Origin of the sequence: Bradyrhizobium sp. S3.12.5 (assembly GCF_040548225.1) — a bacterium.
In the GTDB taxonomy this organism is placed as follows: domain Bacteria; phylum Pseudomonadota; class Alphaproteobacteria; order Rhizobiales; family Xanthobacteraceae; genus Bradyrhizobium; species Bradyrhizobium cytisi.
The window spans coordinates 31063-52978 of the sequence record NZ_JBEPRF010000003.1 but is presented as its reverse complement, the minus strand read 5'-3'; the positions used below and the strand labels follow the sequence as shown (position 1 = coordinate 52978).

Annotated in this window: 20 protein-coding genes and 1 pseudogene; 10 read left to right on the top strand and 11 right to left on the bottom strand. The window is 65.5% G+C overall.

Annotation, left to right across the window (positions count from 1 at the left end; all coding sequences use genetic code 11):
• Window positions 1–5: 5 nt before the first annotated feature.
• The 3 genes from ABIC09_RS04375 to ABIC09_RS04365 form a co-directional block, all read right to left on the bottom strand.
• Window positions 6–1805, bottom strand: a complete 1800-nt coding sequence (locus tag ABIC09_RS04375; protein WP_354108511.1) for an ABC transporter ATP-binding protein — start codon at window positions 1803–1805, stop codon at window positions 6–8.
• Window positions 1806–2194: 389 nt separating this feature from the next.
• Complete coding sequence (locus ABIC09_RS04370) at window positions 2195–3781, bottom strand: DHA2 family efflux MFS transporter permease subunit (RefSeq protein WP_354108510.1); 1587 nt, start codon at window positions 3779–3781, stop codon at window positions 2195–2197.
• Between the two features lie 28 nt (window positions 3782–3809).
• Window positions 3810–5117 carry an HlyD family secretion protein gene (locus ABIC09_RS04365; RefSeq protein ID WP_354108509.1) on the bottom strand — a complete coding sequence of 436 codons (1308 nt, stop codon included), beginning with the start codon at window positions 5115–5117 and terminating at the stop codon, window positions 3810–3812.
• A 195-nt stretch (window positions 5118–5312) separates the two neighbouring features.
• Here ABIC09_RS04365 and ABIC09_RS04360 point away from each other — a divergent pair, with 195 nt between their 5' ends.
• From ABIC09_RS04360 to ABIC09_RS04350, 3 genes are read left to right on the top strand one after another with little or no spacing between them, the layout of a single operon-like run.
• Window positions 5313–5948, top strand: coding sequence for a TetR/AcrR family transcriptional regulator (locus ABIC09_RS04360; RefSeq protein ID WP_354108508.1), 636 nt, complete (start codon window positions 5313–5315; stop codon window positions 5946–5948).
• A gap of 54 nt (window positions 5949–6002) precedes the next feature.
• Window positions 6003–6347: a DUF6665 family protein gene (locus ABIC09_RS04355; protein WP_354083613.1), complete on the top strand. Its 345-nt coding sequence runs from the start codon at window positions 6003–6005 to the stop codon at window positions 6345–6347.
• Window positions 6344–7537, top strand: coding sequence for a lanthionine synthetase C family protein (locus tag ABIC09_RS04350; RefSeq protein WP_354108507.1), 1194 nt, complete (start codon window positions 6344–6346; stop codon window positions 7535–7537). The genes ABIC09_RS04355 and ABIC09_RS04350 overlap by 4 nt, the downstream gene beginning before the upstream one ends.
• A gap of 112 nt (window positions 7538–7649) precedes the next feature.
• Here the strand turns inward: ABIC09_RS04350 and ABIC09_RS04345 are convergent, their stop codons facing one another.
• Window positions 7650–8849 (bottom strand): extensin-like domain-containing protein, encoded by a 1200-nt coding sequence (locus ABIC09_RS04345; protein ID WP_354108506.1) that lies wholly within the window; start codon window positions 8847–8849, stop codon window positions 7650–7652.
• A 94-nt stretch (window positions 8850–8943) separates the two neighbouring features.
• Between ABIC09_RS04345 and ABIC09_RS04340 the strand changes: the two genes are divergently transcribed.
• The 3 genes and pseudogenes from ABIC09_RS04340 to ABIC09_RS04330 all read left to right on the top strand — a co-directional run bounded on the left by ABIC09_RS04340 (window position 8944) and on the right by ABIC09_RS04330 (window position 11696).
• Window positions 8944–9132 (top strand): hypothetical protein, encoded by a 189-nt coding sequence (locus ABIC09_RS04340; RefSeq protein WP_354108505.1) that lies wholly within the window; start codon window positions 8944–8946, stop codon window positions 9130–9132.
• Window positions 9133–9407: 275 nt separating this feature from the next.
• A complete protein-coding gene (locus ABIC09_RS04335; RefSeq protein ID WP_354108504.1) occupies window positions 9408–10181 on the top strand; it encodes a DUF2147 domain-containing protein in 774 nt (257 codons plus the stop codon).
• A gap of 187 nt (window positions 10182–10368) precedes the next feature.
• Window positions 10369–11696: pseudogene (locus ABIC09_RS04330) on the top strand (FecR family protein).
• Window positions 11697–11875: 179 nt separating this feature from the next.
• Here ABIC09_RS04330 and ABIC09_RS04325 read toward each other — a convergent pair.
• Complete coding sequence (locus ABIC09_RS04325) at window positions 11876–12439, bottom strand: NUDIX hydrolase (protein ID WP_148750527.1); 564 nt, start codon at window positions 12437–12439, stop codon at window positions 11876–11878.
• Between the two features lie 67 nt (window positions 12440–12506).
• Window positions 12507–13370, bottom strand: coding sequence for an archaetidylserine decarboxylase (asd, locus tag ABIC09_RS04320; protein ID WP_354108503.1), 864 nt, complete (start codon window positions 13368–13370; stop codon window positions 12507–12509).
• 35 nt (window positions 13371–13405) lie between these two features.
• Here asd and ABIC09_RS04315 point away from each other — a divergent pair, with 35 nt between their 5' ends.
• A complete protein-coding gene (locus ABIC09_RS04315) occupies window positions 13406–15070 on the top strand; it encodes an aminotransferase class III-fold pyridoxal phosphate-dependent enzyme (protein ID WP_354108502.1) in 1665 nt (554 codons plus the stop codon).
• A gap of 146 nt (window positions 15071–15216) precedes the next feature.
• Here the strand turns inward: ABIC09_RS04315 and ABIC09_RS04310 are convergent, their stop codons facing one another.
• The 3 genes from ABIC09_RS04310 to ABIC09_RS04300 form a co-directional block, all read right to left on the bottom strand.
• Entirely contained in the window at window positions 15217–15876 is a 660-nt protein-coding gene (locus ABIC09_RS04310) for a hypothetical protein (RefSeq protein WP_354108501.1), read from the bottom strand.
• 153 nt (window positions 15877–16029) lie between these two features.
• On the bottom strand, window positions 16030–16719 hold the full coding sequence (locus tag ABIC09_RS04305; protein ID WP_148750531.1) for a class I SAM-dependent methyltransferase: 690 nt from the start codon (window positions 16717–16719) through the stop codon (window positions 16030–16032).
• A gap of 33 nt (window positions 16720–16752) precedes the next feature.
• Window positions 16753–17805 (bottom strand): glycosyltransferase family 4 protein, encoded by a 1053-nt coding sequence (locus ABIC09_RS04300; protein WP_354108500.1) that lies wholly within the window; start codon window positions 17803–17805, stop codon window positions 16753–16755.
• Between the two features lie 274 nt (window positions 17806–18079).
• On the opposite strand from ABIC09_RS04300, the gene ABIC09_RS04295 reads away from it, so the two are divergent.
• Window positions 18080–18784 carry a L,D-transpeptidase gene (locus tag ABIC09_RS04295; RefSeq protein WP_354034304.1) on the top strand — a complete coding sequence of 235 codons (705 nt, stop codon included), beginning with the start codon at window positions 18080–18082 and terminating at the stop codon, window positions 18782–18784.
• Window positions 18785–19022: 238 nt separating this feature from the next.
• Window positions 19023–19361, top strand: coding sequence for a GIY-YIG nuclease family protein (locus ABIC09_RS04290; protein WP_148750534.1), 339 nt, complete (start codon window positions 19023–19025; stop codon window positions 19359–19361).
• A 162-nt stretch (window positions 19362–19523) separates the two neighbouring features.
• Here the strand turns inward: ABIC09_RS04290 and ABIC09_RS04285 are convergent, their stop codons facing one another.
• A complete protein-coding gene (locus ABIC09_RS04285) occupies window positions 19524–19796 on the bottom strand; it encodes a hypothetical protein (protein ID WP_502917640.1) in 273 nt (90 codons plus the stop codon).
• Window positions 19793–20578 (bottom strand): DUF899 domain-containing protein, encoded by a 786-nt coding sequence (locus ABIC09_RS04280; RefSeq protein ID WP_354108498.1) that lies wholly within the window; start codon window positions 20576–20578, stop codon window positions 19793–19795. Before ABIC09_RS04280 ends, ABIC09_RS04285 begins: the two co-directional genes overlap by 4 nt.
• 99 nt (window positions 20579–20677) lie before the next feature.
• Here ABIC09_RS04280 and ABIC09_RS04275 point away from each other — a divergent pair, with 99 nt between their 5' ends.
• Complete coding sequence (locus tag ABIC09_RS04275) at window positions 20678–21898, top strand: helix-turn-helix domain-containing protein (protein ID WP_354108497.1); 1221 nt, start codon at window positions 20678–20680, stop codon at window positions 21896–21898.
• Window positions 21899–21916 lie beyond the last annotated feature (18 nt).

The following is a 21916-nucleotide window of genomic DNA, read 5'->3' as shown; positions in this document are numbered from 1 at the left end:
GCGCGTCATTCCGCTGCTGCGATGTGCCCGAGCTCCACCACCTGGCGCTCGAACAGGCTGCGATAGATTCCGCCAGGCTTGCCCGCGAGCATGGCATGCGTGCCCTGCTCGACGATCTCGCCGCGGTCGAACACCAGGATGCGATCGAGGCTGCGAACCGTCGACAGCCGGTGCGCGATCACGATCGAGGTGCGGCCTTTCATCAGCCGCTCCATCGCCTGCTGGATCAGCGCCTCCGATTCCGAATCGAGGCTCGACGTGGCCTCGTCCAGGATCAGCACCGGCGCATCGGCCAGGAAGGCGCGCGCCAGCGCCACGCGCTGCCGCTCGCCGCCCGACAGTTTCACGCCGCGCTCGCCGACCAGCGTGCCGTAGCCCTTCGGCAGGCGCAGGATGAAGTCGTGCGCATTCGCCAGCCGCGCCGCCTGCTCGATCGCCTCGAGGCTGGCACCGGGCCGGCCATAGGCGATGTTCTCGGCGAGCGAGCGGTGAAACAGGATCGGATCCTGCTGCACGATCGCGATCTGGCTGCGCAGCGATTGCTGCGTGGCCAGTGCGATGTCCTGCCCGTCGATCAGCACGCGACCGCCGGTGACGTCGTAGAGCCGCTGCACCAGCTTGACGAACGTCGTCTTGCCGGAGCCGGAGCGGCCGACGAGACCGACGCGCTCGCCGGCGCGGATCCTGACCGACAGCCCGTCATACAGCGGCGCGCGATGGCCGCCATAGTGGAACGTGACGTCGTCGAACACGATCTCGCCGCCTTCGATCGGGATCCGCCGCGCGTGGGCTGCATCGGCGATGCCGATCGGCTCGTCATGGATCGCCACCAGCTCCTCCATGTCGTTGACCGAGCGCTGGAGGTTGTTGATGTGCATGCCGACGTCACGCAGATAGGCGTGGATGACGTAATAGCTCGTCAGCACATAGGTGACGTCGCCGGGCGAGGCATGCCCGTACATCCACAGCAGCACCGCGCCGCCGATCACCGACCCCCGCAGGCATAGCAGCAGGGAGAGCTGCGCCATGGCGGTGTAGTTGTAGCGGAACCAGGTCCGCCGCACCCGCGCACGCCAGCGCTTGACGACGCGCCCAAGCCGCGCATCCTCGCGCGCCTCCGCGCCGAACGATTTCACCACCGCATTGCATGTCAACGCATCCGCCAGCGTGCCGCCGACCTTGGTGTCCCAGGCATTGGACACACGCGCAGCCGGCGCGATGTAACGCGTCGAGAACAGCACCGTCATCGTGACATAGATGGCCGCACCAAGCGCGATCACCACGCCGAGCGAGGCCCAGTGCACGCCGAGCAGGATCATCGATCCGATCAGCACCGCCAGCGACGGTAGCAGTGCCAGCAGGATGGTGTCGTTCAGCAAATCGAGCGCCCACATGCCGCGCGTGATCTTGCGCACGGTCGAGCCCGCGAAGGAGTTGGCGTGCCAGTCGGTCGAGAAGCGCTGCACGCGCAGAAATGCGTCCTGCGCCACGTCGGACATGATCTTCAGCGTGAACGGCACGATCACTTGCAGCCCGGTCAGGCGCAACACCATCGACACCGCGCCCAGCACCACGATGCCGCCCAGCGCCATCAGCGCGGCGTGGCGGGCGGCAGGATCCGACGGGCCACGCGTCAGCGCGTCGACCAGCTGTCCTGAAAACACCGGCATGAACAGGTCGGCGACGGTCGCCCCTAACAGACCGACGGCAATGGCAAGCGTGCGCCCCGGCTGATTGAGCCAGTGCCGGAACACGAAGGGCAGGACCACGCGGATAGCCGCGGGCTTTTTTGACAAAGCGGTCATGGCGTCATCCGGCCGCATTGCCGCGGGCCGGCTCCATCGATGGACGCAGGCCAGCCGCGAGGGCCGGGACGGCGTCACTTAAAGCTGGACTTGACTTGGGAAGCGGAGCGATCGGGGCGTCTGGTCGAAACCCTGGCCCAATCGAAGCTGGCGGAAGCGGCCTCTAGCAGGCCGAGAACGTACCGAGCCAGATCATCATCGAGCGCGGAAACGCGATCTGCGAATGCGACGAAATCATGCAAATCTCTCCCCGGTTCGAATGAATGAGGTGCGCTTTATAGATGCACGATTCGCGAATTGCAACGGGCCCTGCGCGAGATCACGCACGAGTGTTGCATTTTGGTGCGCAGCCACCCGGTCAAGCCGGGCGACGACACCGCGTGTAGCTCTTAATGCGAGTCGCCGCCGGCACCGAACGGCGAGGCCGGCCTGTTCAACAGCGTGACCAGGACGCTGAGGCTCAGATAGAACAAGGTCAGAATCAGAAACGCATCGCCATAGCTCATCACCACGGCCTGGCGGTGCACGATCTGGCTGAGCTGCTTCATCGCCATCAGCGTCGAGTCCCCAAGCCCCTGAAACTTCTGCTGGAGCATGGTCAGGGTTTCGGTCGCGGTTGCGTTGCCCCAGGTCACGCGCTCCTGCAGACGCGTGATGTGCAGGTCGGCGCGATCGTTGAGCACGGTGTTGATGACGGCAAGCCCGACAGCACCGCCGAGATTGCGCATCAAGTTGAACAGGCCGCTCGCATTCTTCACCTTGTCGGGCGGCAGCGTGCCGAGCGCGATGTTGTTGGTCGGCACCATCGCGAACATCATGCCGATGCCGCGCAGGATCTGCGGGATCAAGAGCTCGTAGAAATCGTAGTCGCGCGTGATCCAGGTCATCTGGTAGGAGCCGATCGCGAACACGATCAGGCCGAACGCGATCATGTAGCGCATGTCGAGGCTCGCCATCAGCCGGCCGACCAGCGGCGCGACCAGGAACATGGTGATGCCCGAGACGAACATGGTCTCGCCGATCATCAGCGCGCTGTAGCCGCGCACCTCGGCGAGATAGCGCGGATAGATGTAGGTCAGGCCGTAGAGGCCGATGCCGATGCAGAATTGCAGCGTGGAGCCGACGGCGAAATTGCGGTTGGTGAAAGCACGCAGATTGACGATCGGCTCGGCCGCCGTGAAGACGCGCACGAAGAAGGCGATCGCCGAGACCGCGCCGATCCAGGCGCAGATCGCCACCGAGGTGTCCTGCAGCCATTCATATTGCGGGCCCTCTTCCAGCACGTATTCCAGCGTGCCGAGGAAGCCGGCCATGAAGATCAGGCCCCACCAGTCGAAGCGATTGAGCAGTTCGAAATGCGGCTCGTCGAAATCGACCAGCGCCAGCACGCCGAGGGTGATGCCGATGCCGGGCACGACGTTGATGAAGAACAGCCAGTTCCACGACATCAGATCGGTGATGTAGCCGCCGACCGTCGGTCCGATCGTGGGAGCCAGGGTCGCAACAAGCCCGATGATGGGGCCCACGATGTGGAATTTCGAACGCGGAAACACGGTGTAGGCCGAGGCGAACACGGTCGGGATCATGCCGGCGCCGAGAAAGCCCTGCAGCACACGCCAGAGGATCATCTCCTCGATGGTCGTGGCGAAACCGCAGAGCAGGCTCGAAATCGTGAAGCCGGCCGCCGAGATCGCAAATAGCAGCCGTGTGCCGAAAGCGCGCGACAGGAATCCCGACAGCGGGATCGCGATCACTTCGGCGATCAGATAGGCGGTCTGAACCCAGGAGACCTCGCTCGAGCTCGCCGACAGGCCGGCCTGGATTTCGCTCAGGGACGCCGAGACGATCTGGATGTCCAGGATCGACATGAACATCCCGAACACCATGATGATGAAGGCGATCATCCGCTTCGGCGCAATCCGCTCCGAATCGGCGGCCGCCATCATGGCAGGTGAAGCGGTCGTGGCGTTCGCCATGGTCTGACCTCGCAGCGCTCAGTCGCGCTTACTGCGGATGGATCATGGTGGGATCGTCGAGATCGATCTCGCTGTCGGCGTCAGCGGCACCCTTGTTGGTGTCGACCGTCGCGTAGACCGACATGCCGGCGCGAAGCAGGTTCTGCCTGGCAACCGCTTTCGGCACGCGGATACGGACCGGGACGCGCTGCACGATCTTGGTGAAGTTGCCGGTGGCATTATCCGGCGGCAGCAGCGTGAACACCGAGCCGGAGCCCGCCGCGATGCTGTCGACGATGCCGGAGAACTTGCGCATGCCGTAGGCATCCACCTTGATCGTCACCGGCTGGCCGGGACGGATGCGCTTGAGCTGGGTTTCCTTGAAATTGGCGTCGATATAGACGTCGTCGAGCGGCACGACGTTGCCGAGGCGCTGGCCGACGGCAACGAAGTCGCCGGCGTTGACGAGACGGTTGGAGAAGATGCCGTCGACCGGCGCGCGCACCGCGGTGAAGGCGAGATCGCGCTCGGCCTTGGCGAGCGTGGTCTTGAGCTCGGCGAGCTGCGCCTGGGCTTCGGCCTGCTGTGCCTTGGCGACATCGACATTGCTCACCGCAACGTCGTAGGCGGCCTGAGCGGCCTTGACCGCGGCAGCGCCCTGGTCGCGACCGGCCTCCGAGGTTTCGAAGGTCGCGCGCGAGGCAAAGCCCTTGTTGCTCAGCGCCTGCTGGCGCTCATAGTCGAGATCGGCGCGCTTGAGGCCCGCCTCGGCAGAGACGAGCTGCGCCTTGGCCTGCGCGACCTGGCTGTCGAGCGCCGCGACCTGGCGGCCGATGCGGTCGATGGTGGCCTGCTGGGTCGCGATCCGGGTCGCAGCCGCGTCGACCGCGATCTTGTAGTCGCCGTCGTCGATGCGCAGCACGGTGTCGCCGGCATGCACCAGCGTGTTGTCGCGGGCCAGGATCGAGGAGATATGGCCGGCCACGCGCGCGCCCAGCATGGTGTTGTTGGCGCGAACATAAGCGTCGTCGGTGGAAACGAAGAAGCGGCCGACCAGCGTGTAGTAGCCGGCATAGCTTGCCGCCGCGAGCGCCAGCACGAGGCCGATGCCCATCATGACGAATTTGCGCTTGCCGGATTTCGGCGCGGCAGCGGCGGGTGCGGTCGGAGCCGGCTTGTCGGTCACGGGCTTCTCCGGCGCCTCGCCGGTGCGGCGCTTGGTTTCTTCAGCCCCATGAGAGCGCAGCTGCTCGGCGAGCACTGCGGACGGCCCGGTCGCAGCTTCACCGTCCGCTGTCGTCGTCTCCACCGCTTCCTGGCGAAGGACGCGCGCAGCCTGGTCTCTCGATGTGGCCATAAAGGCCTCCCCAATAAAAACGCGGCCCGGGGCAGCCGTCGCACGGCCGCTGTCCCGCTCGCCCATCCCGAATATCATTGACCGAACGGTTCGGTCAATATACTTAATGTTCCCGAGCTGACCCTACTGGCCGAATCCTCTATTTGGATTTCATGGACCGAGCACCGACCCAAAACCTTTCGAGACGCTAAACCAATGGTTGCAGCAAACCGCGAACAATTGCACGCCCTCCCGGACGAGGACAGCTCCAAGCGGCGCCAGATCCTTGCCGGCGCCCGCAAGGTGTTCATGGATCTGGGCTTCGACGGGGCCAGCATGGGCGAGATCGCGCGCGCGGCCGGCGTCTCCAAGGGCACGCTCTACGTCTACTTCGCCGACAAGAGTGCGCTGTTCGAAGCGATCCTCGAGGAGGAAGCGCTCCAGCACGGCCAGGTCGTGTTCAATTTCGACCCCGCGCGCGACGCCGAGACCACGCTGAGGGATTTCGGCGCGGCCTATCTTCATCTGCTCTGCCGGCCCGGCGGCGGATCGGCGATCCGCACCGTGATGGCGATTGCCGAACGCATGCCCGACGTCGGCCGACGCTATTATTTCCGGGTGCTGGACAAGACCATCGGCCGGCTATCCGAATATCTCAAAGCCCATGTCGCCCCCGGCGATCTCGCGATCGATGATTGCGACCTTGCCGCCTCGCAGTTCATGGAACTGTGCAAGGCCTCACTCTTTCTGCCTTTCGTCTTCCAGGCCGCGCCGCCGCCGTCGGAACAGCGCATGATGGAAGTGATCGACAGCGCGACGCGGATGTTCCTGGCCGCGTACAATGCGAAGTAGCGGCGGCAGGCCACGCGTTGCGCATGCGGTTCGCGCTGCATTATATTGAGCGCCATGTCCCGTGATCTTCGCCCGCCGGTCGATATCCTCCATTATGAGATCGTCCAGGAACAGGCCTCAGCGCTTGGACGAATGGGCCGCACGCTCGAACAGGCCCTCGCGGAATTGCGCGCATTCGATGCCACGCACGCGCGCCCGGAGATACCGGCCTCGCTGCAGCCGGCCCGGCGCAAGCTGGTGATGGCCGCCGGCCAGGCGCTCTGGATGTTCGTGGTGCAACGTGAAGCGACCGGCCTGCGCGACAGCCGCCACATCATGCGGACCTACAACGTCCCGGCCGAGGTGCAGCTATGCATGGGGTTGGCGCCGTCGACGGACGTCGGAAAACGCAGGTCATGATCACCGCCGGTCGCCACCGCGCACTTGTGCAAGATGCCTGGAGCGAGCTGGCCGTCCGCACCGCGATTGCAGATATCGTTGCCGATGCCATCGCTGATTTCGATCCCGAGACGTTTTGGCCCGGTCACCCCGGCGACGACGGGGTGGGAGACGGCAACCCCAGCTTCTACTTTGGCGCGGCCGGCGTCATCTGGGCGCTCGATTATTTGCATCGTGTCGGCGCCAGCCCTGCCGCAAAGGACTTTCGTGCGGTCCTGCCAAAACTCCTCGAACGGACAACCGCAGGGTTCGAGAGGGTTTCGCCGGCCGGCTATGCCAAGCACGGCTCGCTGCTATTTGGCGACATGGGAGCCGCACTTCTCGCCATGCGCCTTGATCCCACGCCGGGCTTGGCCGATCTCGTCCATGCGCGCGCCGAAGCCAATACCGAACTCCCGATCCGTGAACTGATGTGGGGCATGCCCGGATCCATGCTGGCTGCGATCCACATGGCCGAGATGACACGGGAGCCGCGATGGCGTGGCCTGTTCGAAATGCAAGCGGCCCGGCTGTTGGATGATCTGGAGGAAACGCCGCAAGGCCGGCTCTGGACCCAGGATCTGTACGGCGCCAAGGACCGCTGGCTCGGGCCTGTGCATGGCTTCGCCGGCAACATCATCCCGTTGCTGCGTGGATGGGACTGGTTGACGCCTGCACAGCAGGCGCAATTGGCCGATGTTGTGCCCCAGACCTTGGCCGCGAATGCTTGGTCGTCCGAGCTCGGAACCAATTGGGGCGCGAGAAGCAAGCGCGAGACGCCACCGACTTTGTGTCAGCACTGCCACGGCGCCCCCGGCATGGTGACGACATTTGCCGACGCGCCGTTCGCGACGCCGGACTTTGACGTACTTCTGCTGGATGCCGGCCGGTTGGCCTGGACCGCCGGACCGCTGACCAAGGGTTCGAACCTGTGCCACGGCACCGGCGGGAACGGCTACGCATTCCTCAAGCTTTACCGCCGCACGAACGATCCGGTCTGGCTCGACCGTGCACGCCAATTCGCCATGACGGCCATTGTGCAGTATCGCGGCGCCAAGACGGTCGTTGACCGCGGACGCTATTCGCTTTGGACCGGCGACGTCGGCCTGGCGATCTACCTCTGGGACTGTATCACCGCGGAGCCGCGCTTCCCGACCATCGACGTGTTCTGATCCGAGCTATGGTGGCTCGCGGTGCAGTGCTACGCCCCCGGCAGGATCGAGTTGCACCTGCGGATGCGTGAGATAGCGGACAATGTCGGCGGGCATCTTGTAATGTGTCCGTCTAGTCGTCCGAGAACTCGTCTTCCTCGTTGATCTTCTCGTGCTTGCTCTTGCGCGCACCGAGCGCGCCGGTCACGGAGGGATCGCGATTGCTCGCATACGGATTGCGCCGCTGCGCCCGCGCGGCGACCTCTTCGCCGGAGACTGCGGCCGGCTGGCAGATCAGGCGGCGGCTGGCGCGGCGCATCAGGTCGACGTGGATGTGATCGTAGTGATAGACGTTCGAGCCCGGCGCGAGCACGGTGGTGAAATGCGCGCACGCGCCGGATTGTACGTCGCGCAAGAATCCCTGCTCTTCCGGCATGCCGCGCCAGCCGTCCTTCACGCTGATGCGGCGGCCATCGGCGAGCACGAAGGCGGCGACGTCGAGCGCATTGCCGAAGGCGTGCTCCGAGATATGGGCGCTCGGGTTGCCGTTCATGCCGCGGCAGGAATAGGCGGAGATCTGCTTGATCTCGACCACGCGGGCGCCGAACCAGCGCATCGCCGAAGGCTGCACGCTGTCGGCAAACCAGCGGTCGAGCTCGGAGACGATGGGACAGGCCAGCGTCGCCGGCGGCTTCACCGCGACCGGACCGACCGCGGTGACGGGATTGCCCCGCGCCGGACCGAGACGCGGCAGCGGCTGCTGTGCGGGGGCCTGCGAATAAGGCGCCGGACCGGGCTGCCGCGCGGGATAGCTCGGCGCGTTCATGTAGCGCGCGGCGCCCGCGGCGTCGGTGCCCTCGGGCGGCAGATCGATCTCGTCTTCCTGCGGCGCCACGCCGGGCGCGCTGAGCGACACCGGGCCGGAGGAGGTACCATAGCCGGACGGCTGGCGCACAGTGCTCTCGGGATAGTTCGACCGCTGCGGATACCCAGCCGCCGGATAATTCGATTGCGGCTGCGTCACCGGCCAGCGCGGCTGATTGCCGATACTGCCGGGCGGGCGCAGCGCCTCATCGGCGAAACCGTAGCTGCTCGCCCCCTCGCCGATGGCGGCGACCTTCAGCGGAAACTCGGCGCCGCACATGCCGGGGCCGGAGATCGGCTCGATCCGGACGATGTCGGCGCTCTCTTTCACGGCGCCCGATTTCAGGCACGCCGCTTCTGCCTCGGCCCGCCACGGTTCGCGTTCGGCCTGGAACAAGCCGCGTCCGCAACCCGCGAGCGAAACAAGGACGATGGAGCCGACGAGATACAAACGAACTCCGCGCGTCATGCGCGCACGTTCGGTGAATTTACTTAAAGACTCTTCAACGTGTCGATTTCAGCTTTCCTTTACCATGACGCGTCGGCGCCGCAGGCGAACGACAATGAGGCTGACTTTTTTCAGCGGTGAGTTTTTGTTAACCATAATGATTGCGCGCAAGGCGGCGCGCAGAGGGAGAGATCCCAAGCGGGATCTCAGGAGCAACGTCATGACGTTCGTCGGGAGACTGAGCGTTGTCACCGCGTACCTTGCCATGGCCTTTGTCGGCGCCATCGTGCTCGGTATGATCTAGCAGCGTCCACCGACCGCATCACGGGCCTGCCCGGCTGAAGCCAGATTGTCTGGCCGCCGGGCGTTTTGCGTTGCTCAGAAATTCGAACGGTTCGATCCGGTGATGCCACCAATCTTGAAATCGCGCTGCAGATCAGCAGCGTTGCGCTGTCTCACCCAGGCAGCCGTTGTGAGGTCCATCACAGATGGGCGGAGGCATTGGGCATAGGGTCGAACCACATCCGGTCCACGACAGACTTCAGTCCATATCGGGACCACGCCATTTCGGAGGTTGTCATGAACAAGCTCACCATCGCCGCCACCGCTCTCTTCCTCGCATCAACCGCCGTCGCACATGCCGGCAATTCGCTCTCGTTCCAGATCGAAGGCCAGCGCATCCGCATCGAGACGCCGCGCAACTGCGCCTCGCTCGATTGCGTCACCATCGTGGCGCCGGGCCTGTCGAACAAGCCGATCAAGCTGAACGACATCAATCTCAACGGCCTTGGCGGCTCCAAGGACGATGACGACACCACGCCGTCGACGACGACCGCGCAGCCCGCGCCGGCTCCGGTGCAGCAGCAGCCCGTGGCGCCCGCGCCGATGCAGGCCACCGCGCCAGTCGCACCCGCTGCCGCTGCCCCCGCCACGACCGTTGCCACCGCGCCATCTGTCGACACGACCACGCAGCCTGCGCCGGGTGCCGCTCCTGCTCCGGTCGCCGCTGCTCCCGCTTATGCGCCGGCTCCGGCACCTGCTCCGGCTCCCGTCGCGCCCGTGCAGGCCGCGAACACGCCGCTCGGCGTGTGGGCGACCGAAGAGAACAAGGGCAACGTCCGCGTCGAGCAGTGCGGCACCAACCTCTGCGGCTATGCCGAGAAAAGCAATGAGCGAATCCTGATCAACATGAAGCCCGACGGCGCCAAGTGGAGCGGCCGCATCCACGATCCCGACTCCGGCCGCAACTACGACTCGACGATCGCGATGAAGGGTCCCAACGCGATGCGTGTGCAGGGCTGCGCCTTCGGCGGCATGTTCTGCGGCGGCCAGACCTGGAAGCGGGTGGGCTGACGCCGACGGCCTCGCCGCCGGCAAGCGTTCTTGTTCCCAAGATGGCGCCACGTCCCTGACACCGGGACGTGGCGTTTGAACGTTCGCCCGTCCCGTGCAACAGACGTTCATCCGCCATTCAGCCAGTTCCGGCTGATATCGGCCGATCTCGCTTCTTGTTCTCACCAGGACCTCATTCGTGACTTTGATGGTGGCTTGGCGCCGCGTCGTGCTTGCTTTGCCGCTGCTGGCGCTGCCGCTGGCCGGCGCCGACAGGGCGTGCGCATCCGACGCAATCGAGCTCGCGCAAGCCCAGGCACAAGCGCAGCCGCAGGCACAACCGGCGCCTGCCCCCTCCCCACGCCATCGGCCTCGCCTGCGCCGGCCGGCGATGCGCAGCCCGCCACTGTGGAGCCGATCGGCAACGTCGCGACGGTGACGGGGATCGCGACCGTGATCCGCGACAAGAACTCCTATCCGCTGAAGGTGCGCGACGACATTTATCTCAACGACGTCGTGCAGACGTCCTCGAACTCCTCGCTCGGCATCACCTTCAACGACGCAACCACGTTCAATCTCTCCGCCGGCTCAAAGATCACCATCGACAATTACGTCTATGAGGACGGCGGCAAGCAGAACTCGGCGATCTACGACATCGGCAAGGGCACGGTCGCCTTCGTCGCGGCGGCGGTGGCGAAGACCGGCGACATGAAGATCGCAACGCCGACTGCAACGCTCGGCATTCGCGGCACCACCGGCGTGGTCGACGTGCCTGAGAACGCGACCGCGAACACTGCGAATAACGTCAACATCAAACTCTATCCCGACGCCGACGGCCGGGTCGGCCATATCGATGTCAACGACCGCACCAGCGGCACGCGGCTCGGCGCGCTGACGCAAGCCGCGAGCGGCTTTGCGATCCGGCCGGGTGCGGCCGGCCCGGGCGGCATGCGCTTTGCCGCGGTGCCGATCACGATCCCACCGCAGCAGATCGCGCGCGACCGCGGCTTCGTCAGCCAGGTGCACGCGGCGCAGACCACCGGCCGCCAGATCGTCACCGAGCAGCGCGACTTCCGCCGCGCCAATCCGGCCGCGATCAGCCGCATTCCGCGACCGGCGCAGCCGCCGCAGCAACAGCAATTGCGTCCGAACACGGCGCCGAACCAGCAGCCGCAGCGGCCGAACGGCCAGCCCGGTCAGAACAACCGTCCGGGCACGCAACAGCCGCAGCGTCCGGGACAAGGCGGCGCGACCCAGCCGCGTCCCGGACAAGGCACGCAGCCCGGCGGCGCGCCGCAGACGCAGCCACAGCGCAGCGGACAATCTCCGCGAGCGCCCGGCGCGATCGCGCCCCGGCCGAGCACGACGCCACAGCCGCAAACGCCGCGCACCGGATTGCAGCCCGGCATGCAGCCGCAACAAGGCGCGGCACCGCGCCAGCCCGGCCTGCAGCAACGCCCGCCCGCCACGCAACGCCCCGCCGCGCCGCGCAAGCCTGCGTCAGCTCCCGCTCCGAAGGAAAAGAAGAAGCGATAGGTTGGCGAGCGCGCCTCCCCGTCATTGCGAGGAGCCCTTGCGACGAAGCAATCCAGAGTCCCTCCGCGGAAAGATTCTGGATTGCTTCGCTATGCTCGCAATGACGACGCGGAGAGAGCTGGCTCTCGTCCATCCGCATCAACGCGCGGATGTACCCGCAAGCGAGGCGCGCAGACTGCTCACGCCTCGCCGCGCAACCAGGCCCGCACCTTTTGCAGCAGGCCGTGCCGCAGCTCATCGACGGAGGCAGCCTCGGCGGGCGTCAGGGTCTGCAAGGCCCCGTCGATATCGTCGGCCGCGAGCGTCGGCTCCGGCGCGGGTGACGAGGCGAGGCCGGCAGCGGCGATCGCGATCGGGCCAACCTGGGTGAGGAAGGCGCGCTCGTATTCGCGCGACAGGCGCGCGAGCGCGTCGTCCAGCGTCAGCCAGTCGACCGCCTTGATGTCGTTCATGAGCTTGCGGACGGGACCGGCCCCGGCCTCCATCCGCCAGAAATGCACGATCTTGATGGGACCGCCGGACTGGTAGGCGATCGTGCCCAGAAACTCTTGCACGACCACGTCGTGGCCGGTCTCCTCCAACACCTCGCGATGCGCGGCTTGCTTCGGCGTCTCGCCATCGTCGAGCTTGCCCTTGGGCAAAACCCATTCATTGCGTTTGCGTTGGCGCACAACCGCGATCAGCGGCGTGTCGCCACGCCGCAGCACAATACCACCCGCCGCCATCACCGGCGCCCGCGCCATCACAAGATCCGTGTCGATCGAATTGTCCCGGCGGACGATATAGGCGGCCGAGACGGCGGATTGAAGGCTAGTTTTTCCTTAGCAGCGCTTGACCGGCGCGGATGCGCGTCCCCTCAGTGATACCGTCGCAGAACGAAAAATCACCGGGCGCCAGGATGATGATGGTCGACCCGTGCTCGAACCAGCCGAGCTCCTCGCCCTTGGTCACACTGACGTCGCAGGGGAAGTTGACGGGACCGCGTGTCTGCGCACTCAGCACCATGTCGAGGAAATGCAAGCGGATGCTGGCGACCAGGATCGCGGCGACCGGCACCAGCGTCACGGCCTCGCCGGTCGACAAATGCGTGCGGATCACCGCGCGCTCGTTCTTGCAAAACAGCCGCTCGACCCGCTTCAGCGCGATCGGGTTGACGTTCCAGACGTCGCCATGGATCAGCGTGACGCGCTCGATATGCGCATCGAACGGTGCGTGGAAGCGGTGATACATGCTCGAGGTCAGCCGCAGCGTCACGAAGCTTCCGCTGCGGTGCTGCTCGACCAGCGCGGGATCGCCAAGCAGGTCGAGCAGCGAATAGGGGGCGCCCTTGACCTGGAACAGCTCGGTGTCGGCGATACGGCCATGGGCGCCGACAATGCCGTCCGAGGGACTGGCGACCACCGACGGATCCGGATCAAACGGCCGCAGGCCCGGCTTGAGCTCACGGGTGAAGCAGTCGTGCAGACTGCTGAAACGGTCTTTCTTCGCCTCCGACAGATCGAGGTCGGAGAACAGCTTCCACAGCGCGATGGAGCCGTCCCGCACCAGCGGGTTCTCGATCTTGGAGAACCAGCCCATGAAGCGGGTCAAGCCTGCGCGGGGGATGCGGTTGGTCAACAGGAAGTTGAGGTCTTCCTGCTGGGTGAAAGAGGCGATGAGGGCTTTGACTGTCATGAATCTGTCAGCTCGCAGTATTAGCGCTTGTTGTCATGGAAACGACACTCCCGATTCTCTCATTTTCCGTGGCCGCCGCAGCGTCCGCTGCCGCCGCCTTCCCGAAGCTGAAGGCGCGGATCGAACTGTCCCGCGCCAAGCACCGCTCGCTCGCCGGGCACTCCAAGATGTCGCGCCGGGTGGCAAAGCTGCTGCCGTTCTACGAGTTCGAGGGTGACAAGTATTTCGGCTGCGACGGCGCGCCTGACAATGTGGTGATGCAGCGCAAGGAGGCCTTCTTCCGCCTCGCAGCTCTCTACGCCGATCGCTACCCCAAGGGCCGCGCGATGACGAAGGAAGCGGCCGAGACGATCTCCGACCTGCATTTCACTGAAACCTACCGCGTGCCGTTCCAGTTCTCGCGTCTCGTCCGCGAGCATCTCGGCACCTCGACCTTCATGGAATCGTCGAGCGGCGTTACCGTCACGGATGTCGACGGCAACACCTCCTACGACCTCACCGGGTCCTATGGCGTCAACATCTTCGGCAACGACTTCTACAAGGAATGCATCGAGGGCTCCGAGAAGCGGGCGCACGCGCTCGGCCCGGTGCTCGGCCCCTATCATCCCGTCATCCTCGAGAACGTGCAGCGGCTCTGCCGGATCTCGGGCCTCGACGAAGTCTCGTTCCACATGTCCGGCACCGAAGCGGTGATGCAGGCGGTGCGGCTCGCGCGCTACCATACCAGGCGCACGCATCTGGTTCGCTTCGCCGGCGCCTATCACGGCTGGTGGGGCGACGTGCAGCCCGGCGTCGGCAATCCGATCAATGCGCACGAGACCTACACCCTCGCCGAAATGTCGGAGAAGACGCTGCATGTGCTGCGCACGCGCAAGGACATCGCCTGCGTGCTGGTCAATCCGCTGCAGGGGCTGCATCCAAACGGCAACGCGCCCGGCGATTCCTCGCTGGTCGACAGTTCCCGCGGCGGCAATTTCGACCGCGCGGCCTACACCGAATGGCTGAAGCAGCTGCGCGAGGTCTGCACCGAGCGCGGCATCGTGCTGATCTTCGACGAGGTCTTCGTCGGCTTCCGTCTTGCCGCCGGCGGCGCCCAGGAATATTTTGGCGTCAAGGCCGACATGGTGACCTACGGCAAGAGCCTCGCCGGCGGCCTTCCGGTCGGCGTGGTCTGCGGCAGACGCGAGCTGATGCGCCGCTTCCGCGACGACCGTCCCGCCGACATCTGCTTCGCCCGCGGCACCTTCAACTCGCATCCCTATGTCATGACGGCGATGGACGAGTTTCTGAGCCGGCTCGCTAGCCCGAACTTCCGCGCCATCTATGACGGGCTGGACGCGACCTGGAACGGCCGCGCGCAAAAACTCAACCAGATGATGACCGATGCCGACCTGCCGGTCCGGTTCGCAAACTTCTCGTCGATCTGGACGGTGAAATACACCACCCCGTCCCGCTACAACTGGATGCTGCAATATTACCTGCGCGCCGAAGGCCTGTCGCTGAGCTGGGTCGGTACCGGCCGGCTGATCTTCAGCCTGAACTACACCGATGCCGACTTCACTGAGGTCGCCGACCGCTTCGTCCGCGCCGCCGGGAAGATGAAGGCCGACGGCTTCTGGTGGCACGATGGCGCGCTCACCAACAAGAACATCAAGCGGCAGATCCTGAAAGAGATGCTGGCCAAGCGGCTTGGACGCTGAGGCTAGTTGCTCCAACGCCGTCATGGCCGGGCTTGTCCCGGCCATCCACGCGCTTCTGCACGAAACTTCCAAGACGTGGATGCCCGGGACAAGCCCGGGCATGACGTAACCATCAGACATTGGAGTGGTCAGTGTGCGCAGCGCGTTCAGGCGTGCTGCTCTTCGAGCGTGGGCTCGGAGATGAGGCCCAGCGTGTGCTCGGGCTTGAGGTGCAGGCCGGGGTCCATCAGTTCGCCGCGCATCAAGGCGAGCGGGGCGCTGCGATAGAGCATCAAATCGTGGAAGGGGTCGGTCAGGATCTTGGTCATCCAGACCAGGCCGGTCTCGACGTCGCGGATGAAGAACAGGTGCACGGTGCGGAACAGGAGACCGCCGCCGCCGATCACGAGCCAGATCTTGGCGACCTGCCGCATGAAATCGGTCGCGCTCGCCCAGGGGGTAAACAGGCCGAACAGCGTGGGGTCGACGAACAGCACTAGCGGGGATGCCGCCCAGATCGCCATCAGCACCACCTTGCGCTGAAGGTTGTAGCCGACCTTGATGTCTTCCTTGTACTCGTGCGTCGCCTGGTTGATGTGGTCGTAATCATGCGGCTCGAAGAAGAAGTGACCGGCCTGGCGCGAGGTCATCGAGACCAGCCAGCCGACCAGCGCCGAGATCATGGGATCGACGAACAGCCAGAGATAGGCAAAGAGAAAGCTCAGCGCGCTGACGAAGTGCAGGCTCTGATTGATGCGGCTGTGGTGATAGTAGCGATGGTCGTCCCAGCGCTGGATCCGCAGCTGCTCGATATAATTCTTGATCATGCTCTCCCCCAAAATGCTTTCGGGTTCAGGATTTACAGGGATTCGATGTAGGCCGTGTGACATCATGATTTTGTCATGTGACGATGCAGCGACGCGATGACGCACGCGAACGCGTGAGCGGCGGATCGCGCCGCCGCCCTGACGCAGCCTTGCTCAGGCTGCCTTGGCGACGTCGACCTTGCGGAAGCGCACCAGCGAGAAATGACCCAGCGGCGGAATCAGGCGGCGCTCGGCGAGCTCGATGCCCTTGGCGCCGGCAAGCCACTTGGCATAACGCGACCAGGCGAACTCGGCGGTGCGGAAGCCGAGCGGACGCACCACCGGCTGGAGCTTCTGCTCGATGAATCGGCGCATGCCGGTATCGGCGCTGACGCGGGTGAGGATGATCAGCTCGCCGCCCGGACGCAGCACGCGGGCGAATTCATCGAGCGCGACTTCCGGATTCGGCACTGCGGTGACGACATACTGCGCCATCACGACGTCGAAGGAATTGTCGGGGAATTCGAGCTTCTCGGCGTCCATCACCGCGAGGCCTTCGACGTTCTTCAGGTTGCCCTCGGTGACGCGCTGGCGTGCCTTGTCGAGCATCGCTTCCGAAATGTCGGTGCCGAAGATGCGCAAGTTCGGGGCATAAAGCGGCAGCGAGATGCCGGTGCCGACCCCGACCTCGAGCACGCGGCCGCCGATCTTGTTGGTGGCTGCGATCGCGGCCTGACGGCCCTTGGCGAACACACCGCCGAACACGAGATCGTAGACCGGCGCCCAGCGATCATAGGCCTGCTCGACCGTGCCGCGGGTGAGATCGAGCTGCTGGGTGCCGTCAAGGTTCATGATCTTAGCCATCGATGAGGTTCTCGCTGTGGGTCAAAACATGGATCAGCCGCGCACCGGCCGCCGCGCCATGCGAGGCGAGGCGCGCAGGACGCGGCTGGGCTGGAGTGAGGTGAGATTGCCGACGAACTGGCGCGCGCTGTTCTCCCAGGAACGCTCCAGCGCGAAGTTGCGGCAGGTCTCGCGCGACATGGTGAGTGCGCGCAAGCAGGCGGCGCGCAGATCGTTGTCGATCGCGCCGATCGGATGATCGGCGATGACGTCCTTCGGTCCCGTCACCGGAAACGCCGCAACCGGCGTGCCGCAGGCGAGCGCTTCGAGCTGCACCACGCCGAACGTGTCGGTGAGACTCGGGAACACGAAGACGTCGGCGGCGGCGAGATGCGCGGTCAGATCCGCCCCCTTCTTCTCACCGAGGAAGACGACATCAGGATATTTCTTCTCGAGCGCCGCCTTCTGCGGGCCGTCGCCGACGACGACCTTGGTGCCGGGCAGATCGAGCGCGAGGAACGCCTCGAGATTCTTCTCCACCGCAACGCGGCCCATGGTCATGAAGATCGGACCCGGCAGGTCGAGCCTGGCCGGAGCGTCCGGATGAAACAGCTCGGTGTTGACGCCGCGCCCCCAGAAGCCGAGCCGCTTGAAGCCGCGCCCCGACAGCTCCTGCCGCAGCGACGGCGTCGCCACCATGGTCATGGCGGCGGCATCGTGGAAGTGGCGCAGCACGGCATAGCCGACGGCATCAGGGATGCCGGTCCGCACCGAGACGTATTCCGGAAAGCGCGTCGTGTACGACGTGGTGAAGGCGAGACCGTTACGCCGGCAATAGGCGCGCGCCGCCCAGCCGATCGGGCCTTCGGTTGCGATATGCAGCGCTTCGGGCGCGGCCTTCTCGATCCGACGTGCGATCTCCTTACCCGCAGGCAGCGCCACGCGCAGGCCCGGATAGGTCGGCAGCGGCCACGACCGGAAGCCGTCCGGCGTCAGGAAGTCGATCTCGACGTCGAGGGCCTTGGCGGCGGCCGCCAGCGAGGTCAGCGTCCGGACCACACCGTTGACCTGCGGATGCCAGGCGTCAGTCGCGATTAATACCCGCATGGGGAAATCCCGAGAGTTTGATGATTCTCGGCTTAGGACCATCAACCACGGATATTTCAGGCGTGTGACGTCACATAAGTGTCGGCGCGCTGTTTTGTTCGTTAACAGCCCGGCCGGGCCACGAAACCGTCATGAAACAATCCTTGCCGCGACGAAACCGTTTTCGGTTTTCCGTGCAAACGTCCCGAAACTTCTTGTCGTTAGTGATTGACGCAACGGAGCACCGAAACGGTGCCGGGGTGACCAAGAAACACCACGCAGACAGGGGCGACCAATGTTCAATCTGGACACGTTCAAGACGTTTTCGCGCGCCGTTGCCGTCAGTGCAGTGGCTGTGACCGCAATCGCATTTGCCGGCCCCGCCAAAGCCGCGCCCGTGCAGCTCTTCCCGTTCTTCCAGCCGCTGCCGACGATGACTGCGCCGCAGCCGCTTCAGCCGTACCAGCCCTATCAGGCGCCGACCTATCAGACCGCACCGTCCGAGGATCAGGACGCGGTCGAGACGCCGGCCCGCTTCCGCCGCCAGACCGTCAGCTACGCAACGCGTGAAGCCCCGGGCACCATCATCATCGATACGCCCAACACCTATCTTTATTACGTGCTCGGCAACGGCCAGGCGATCCGCTACGGCATCGGCGTGGGCCGCGATGGTTTCACCTGGTCCGGCACGCAGTCGGTGACCAAGAAGGCCGAGTGGCCGGACTGGACCCCGCCGCCGGAAATGATCCAGCGTCAGCCCTATCTGCCGCGCCACATGGCCGGCGGCCCCGGCAACCCGCTCGGCGCCCGCGCCATGTATCTCGGCGGCACCGTCTACCGCATCCACGGCACCAACGCCCCCGACACGATCGGCAAGCACGTCTCCTCCGGCTGCATCCGCCTGACCAATGACGACGTCTCCGACCTCTACGCCCGCGTCAACGTCGGCACCAAGGTGATCGTGCTGCCGATGACCGAGCGGAGAGCGGAGCTTCGGTAGCGCGAGGCGTAAGCTGCGAACGAGATTAGGATGCGAACAGCCCCGGCGACGCCGGGGCTGTTTTCGTTTGAGGCCGGTGATCGTGGCCATCCTTCGAGACGCCCGCCTTCGGCAGGCTCCTCAGGATGAGGACGGAGTGCGCCGCGGCTCCGCAGCGCTTGCGCTACATCGCCGATGCCAGTTAACCTCATCCGGGGAGCGCGCCCTTGCGCGCGTCTCAAATGATGGGGCGTTCACGATGACCGAAGGCGCCTACCTCTACATTCTCAGATGCGCCGATGGCAGCTACTACATCGGCACGACGCGGACCGAGCTCGAAATCAGAGTTGCGCAGCACAACGCTGGCACTTTTGCCGGCTACACAAAGTCACGCAGACCCGTAACGCTAGCCTTCTCCCAATGGTTCGACCGCATCACCGATGCGATCGAATGCGAACGCAAACTCAAGAAATGGAGCCGCGCCAAGAAGGAAGCCTTCATGCGCGGCGACTTTGCTGAACTCCATGAACTAGCGAAGCGCGGCTCTCATCATCCTTCGAGACGCCCGCCGTCGGCGGGCCCTCGGGATGAGGGCTGAGGCCGGCGCGAACAAAAACCAGGTTGCCGCAAAACCGGCGCGCGCTAATCCCATGCTACGCCGCAGATGCAAGTTAGCCTCATCCTGAGGAGACCGCGAAGCGGTCGTCTCGAAGGACGAGGCGTTCACGCGGGCGGAGGCCCCTCACCTCTCGCCCACGCGTCACCGCTCCGTTATCAATCGCAGCCACGCCGCCGCGTGAAACGCGCTCATCAGCAGATACATCGGCACCATCCCGCCGAGCATCGAGCCGTGCCCGGCGGCGCAGAGCATGTCCGCCGGACCACCGCCGAGAACCGCCGTCAGCAGGGCCATGACCGCGAAGGTCGGGGTAGCCGCAAGACCCAGCCATCTGGCGAGGTGAGATGCGGCCACGACCTCTCCGCCAGCACGGCCGGCGTCGGCAGCCGCGCCGGCGGGATGGACCTCGGTCACTGCGCGCCCTTTTCGCGAAGCGCCTTTTCTCCGGCATCCGACACCTCGACCCACTTCTTGTCGGGCGCGCTACCGTCCTCGTAGCTGTCGTGCCAGTTCCACCATTTGTAGGTCGGCGTCTGCGGATAGCCGGCCGGCGAGTCCTCCCAGACCTCCTGGCGGCCGAGCGGGGTGATGTCGAGATAGTTCCAGGTGCCGCCCATCTGCTCGTCGCCGCGGCTCTTGATCAGATAGGTGCGGAAGATGCGCGTCCCGTCGCGGTAGAATACGTTGGTCCCGTGCCACTCGCCGACGCCGAAATCGGCATCAAAACTGTCGGTGATGGTGACCCACGGAATGTTCCAGCCCATCCGCGCCTTCAGCCGCGCGATATCCGCCTGCGGGGCGCGCGAGGCGAACACCAGCGTGGTGTCGCGGGCGTTCAAATGCGAGACATGGGCGACCTGGTCGGCCACCATGGAGCAGCCGCGGCAGGCATGGTCGGGCCAGCCGAACACGCCCGGCTCGAAGAAGGCCCGGTACAGGATCAGTTGCCGCCGGCCCTGGAACAGATCGAGCAGACTGGCCTTGCCCGAAGGCGTCTCGAATGCGTAGGTTTTGTCGACTTCCATCCACGGCATGCGCCGGCGTTCGGCGGCGAGTGCGTCGCGGGCGCGGGTATGCGCCTTTTCCTTCACGAGCAGTTGCTGACGGGCTGCCTCCCAGTCCTGCGGCGACACCACTGGCGGTGTTTGCATGGCGGGCTGTCCGTTAGTTCCTGCTTTTTCTGCTGATGTCATCATGGCTCTCCAAACTTCTTGCTCACCGCACATTGTCGGCCGTCAACGATTTCTGGCACCAGACGGTTGCGTGGTGGGAGTAACAAGTGTGGCGGGATTTTCATGGAGTCGCTGATCACGGCCGCCGCCCGCGCGCTCGAAGCCGGCGATCCGCTCGGCGCCCTGAATCGCGTCGCGCTGCGCAACGATGCGCCCTCGCTGGCGCTGCGCGGCATCGCGATGGCCCAGCTCGGCGATCTCGCGAAAGCCAAGATGCTGCTGCGCAGCGCTGCGCGCGCGTTCGGGCCGAGGGAGGCGGTCGCGCGCGCCAGATGCGTGGTGGCCGAGGCCGAGATCGCGCTCGTCTCGCGCGACCTGAGCTGGCCGGCGCCGTCGCTCGCAAGCGCGCGGGCGACGCTCGCAAGCCATGGCGATCTCGCCAATGCCGCCCATGCCGGCCATATCGAGGCCCGCCGTCTTCTCCTGCTCGGACGCGTCGACGAGGCCGAGCGCACGCTGGCCGAGATCGGCGTCTCCCCGCTTCCGCCCGCCTCTCTCGTCGTTCGCGAGCTCGTGGTTGCCGGCATCGCCATCAGGCGGTTGAAAACAAGAGAGGCGCGCGCAGCCCTCGACCGCGCCGGCAAGGCAGCGCGGCTGGCCAAAATCCCGGCGCTCGTCGCCGAGGTCGACGCAGCGAGCCTGATCCTGAGCACGCCAGCGGCGCGCCTGATCGCGCGCGGCAGCGAACACCCGCTGCTGCTCGGCGAGGTCGAAAGACTGGCGACCTCGGCAGCGCTGGTCGTCGACACCTTCCATCATGTCGTGCGCAGGCAAGGCACGGCCGTGTCGCTCGGAACGCGGCCCGTGCTGTTCGCGCTCGCCCGCCTGCTGGCGCAGGCATGGCCTGCGGATGTCTCGCGCGAGGCATTGATATCAGGCGCGTTCCAGGCCAGGCACGTCGACGAATCGCACCGCGCGCGACTGCGCGTCGAGATCGGGCGGCTGCGCACCCAGCTCAAGCCGCTGGCCGGGATCAGCGCGACCCGGCAGGGTTTTGAGCTGGCGCCGCGCAGGACGCGCGACGTCATCGTGCTGGCCCGGCCCGTCGAGGAGAAGCACGCCGCGGTCCTCGCCATTCTCGCCGACGGCGAGCCGTGGTCGAGCTCGGCGCTCGCGCTCGCACTTGCCATGAGCGCGCGCACGGTGCAGCGGGCCCTCGAGGAGCTGGCGCGGTCGAACAAGGTGCAGTCGTTCGGCCACGGCAGGGCGCGCCGCTGGATGACCCCGCCTGTCCCCGGATTCCCGACAGGCTTGTTACTCCCGGGACCGCTATTAAAGGCTTAGGTTGGTCGCATCACAGGG

Bases quoted from the DNA above. Each gene is read 5' to 3' on its own strand.
- ABIC09_RS04375 (WP_354108511.1), bottom strand. From the start codon at position 1,805: ATGACCGCTTTGTCAAAAAAGCCCGCGGCTATCCGCGTGGTCCTGCCC.
- ABIC09_RS04370 (WP_354108510.1), bottom strand. From the start codon at position 3,781: ATGGCGAACGCCACGACCGCTTCACCTGCCATGATGGCGGCCGCCGAT.
- ABIC09_RS04365 (WP_354108509.1), bottom strand. From the start codon at position 5,117: ATGGCCACATCGAGAGACCAGGCTGCGCGCGTCCTTCGCCAGGAAGCG.
- ABIC09_RS04360 (WP_354108508.1), top strand. From the start codon at position 5,313: ATGGTTGCAGCAAACCGCGAACAATTGCACGCCCTCCCGGACGAGGAC.
- ABIC09_RS04355 (WP_354083613.1), top strand. From the start codon at position 6,003: ATGTCCCGTGATCTTCGCCCGCCGGTCGATATCCTCCATTATGAGATC.
- ABIC09_RS04350 (WP_354108507.1), top strand. From the start codon at position 6,344: ATGATCACCGCCGGTCGCCACCGCGCACTTGTGCAAGATGCCTGGAGC.
- ABIC09_RS04345 (WP_354108506.1), bottom strand. From the start codon at position 8,849: ATGACGCGCGGAGTTCGTTTGTATCTCGTCGGCTCCATCGTCCTTGTT.
- ABIC09_RS04340 (WP_354108505.1), top strand. From the start codon at position 8,944: ATGAGGCTGACTTTTTTCAGCGGTGAGTTTTTGTTAACCATAATGATT.
- ABIC09_RS04335 (WP_354108504.1), top strand. From the start codon at position 9,408: ATGAACAAGCTCACCATCGCCGCCACCGCTCTCTTCCTCGCATCAACC.
- ABIC09_RS04325 (WP_148750527.1), bottom strand. From the start codon at position 12,439: ATGGCGCGGGCGCCGGTGATGGCGGCGGGTGGTATTGTGCTGCGGCGT.
- asd (WP_354108503.1), bottom strand. From the start codon at position 13,370: ATGACAGTCAAAGCCCTCATCGCCTCTTTCACCCAGCAGGAAGACCTC.
- ABIC09_RS04315 (WP_354108502.1), top strand. From the start codon at position 13,406: ATGGAAACGACACTCCCGATTCTCTCATTTTCCGTGGCCGCCGCAGCG.
- ABIC09_RS04310 (WP_354108501.1), bottom strand. From the start codon at position 15,876: ATGATCAAGAATTATATCGAGCAGCTGCGGATCCAGCGCTGGGACGAC.
- ABIC09_RS04305 (WP_148750531.1), bottom strand. From the start codon at position 16,719: ATGGCTAAGATCATGAACCTTGACGGCACCCAGCAGCTCGATCTCACC.
- ABIC09_RS04300 (WP_354108500.1), bottom strand. From the start codon at position 17,805: ATGCGGGTATTAATCGCGACTGACGCCTGGCATCCGCAGGTCAACGGT.
- ABIC09_RS04295 (WP_354034304.1), top strand. From the start codon at position 18,080: ATGTTCAATCTGGACACGTTCAAGACGTTTTCGCGCGCCGTTGCCGTC.
- ABIC09_RS04290 (WP_148750534.1), top strand. From the start codon at position 19,023: ATGACCGAAGGCGCCTACCTCTACATTCTCAGATGCGCCGATGGCAGC.
- ABIC09_RS04280 (WP_354108498.1), bottom strand. From the start codon at position 20,578: ATGATGACATCAGCAGAAAAAGCAGGAACTAACGGACAGCCCGCCATG.
- ABIC09_RS04275 (WP_354108497.1), top strand. From the start codon at position 20,678: ATGGAGTCGCTGATCACGGCCGCCGCCCGCGCGCTCGAAGCCGGCGAT.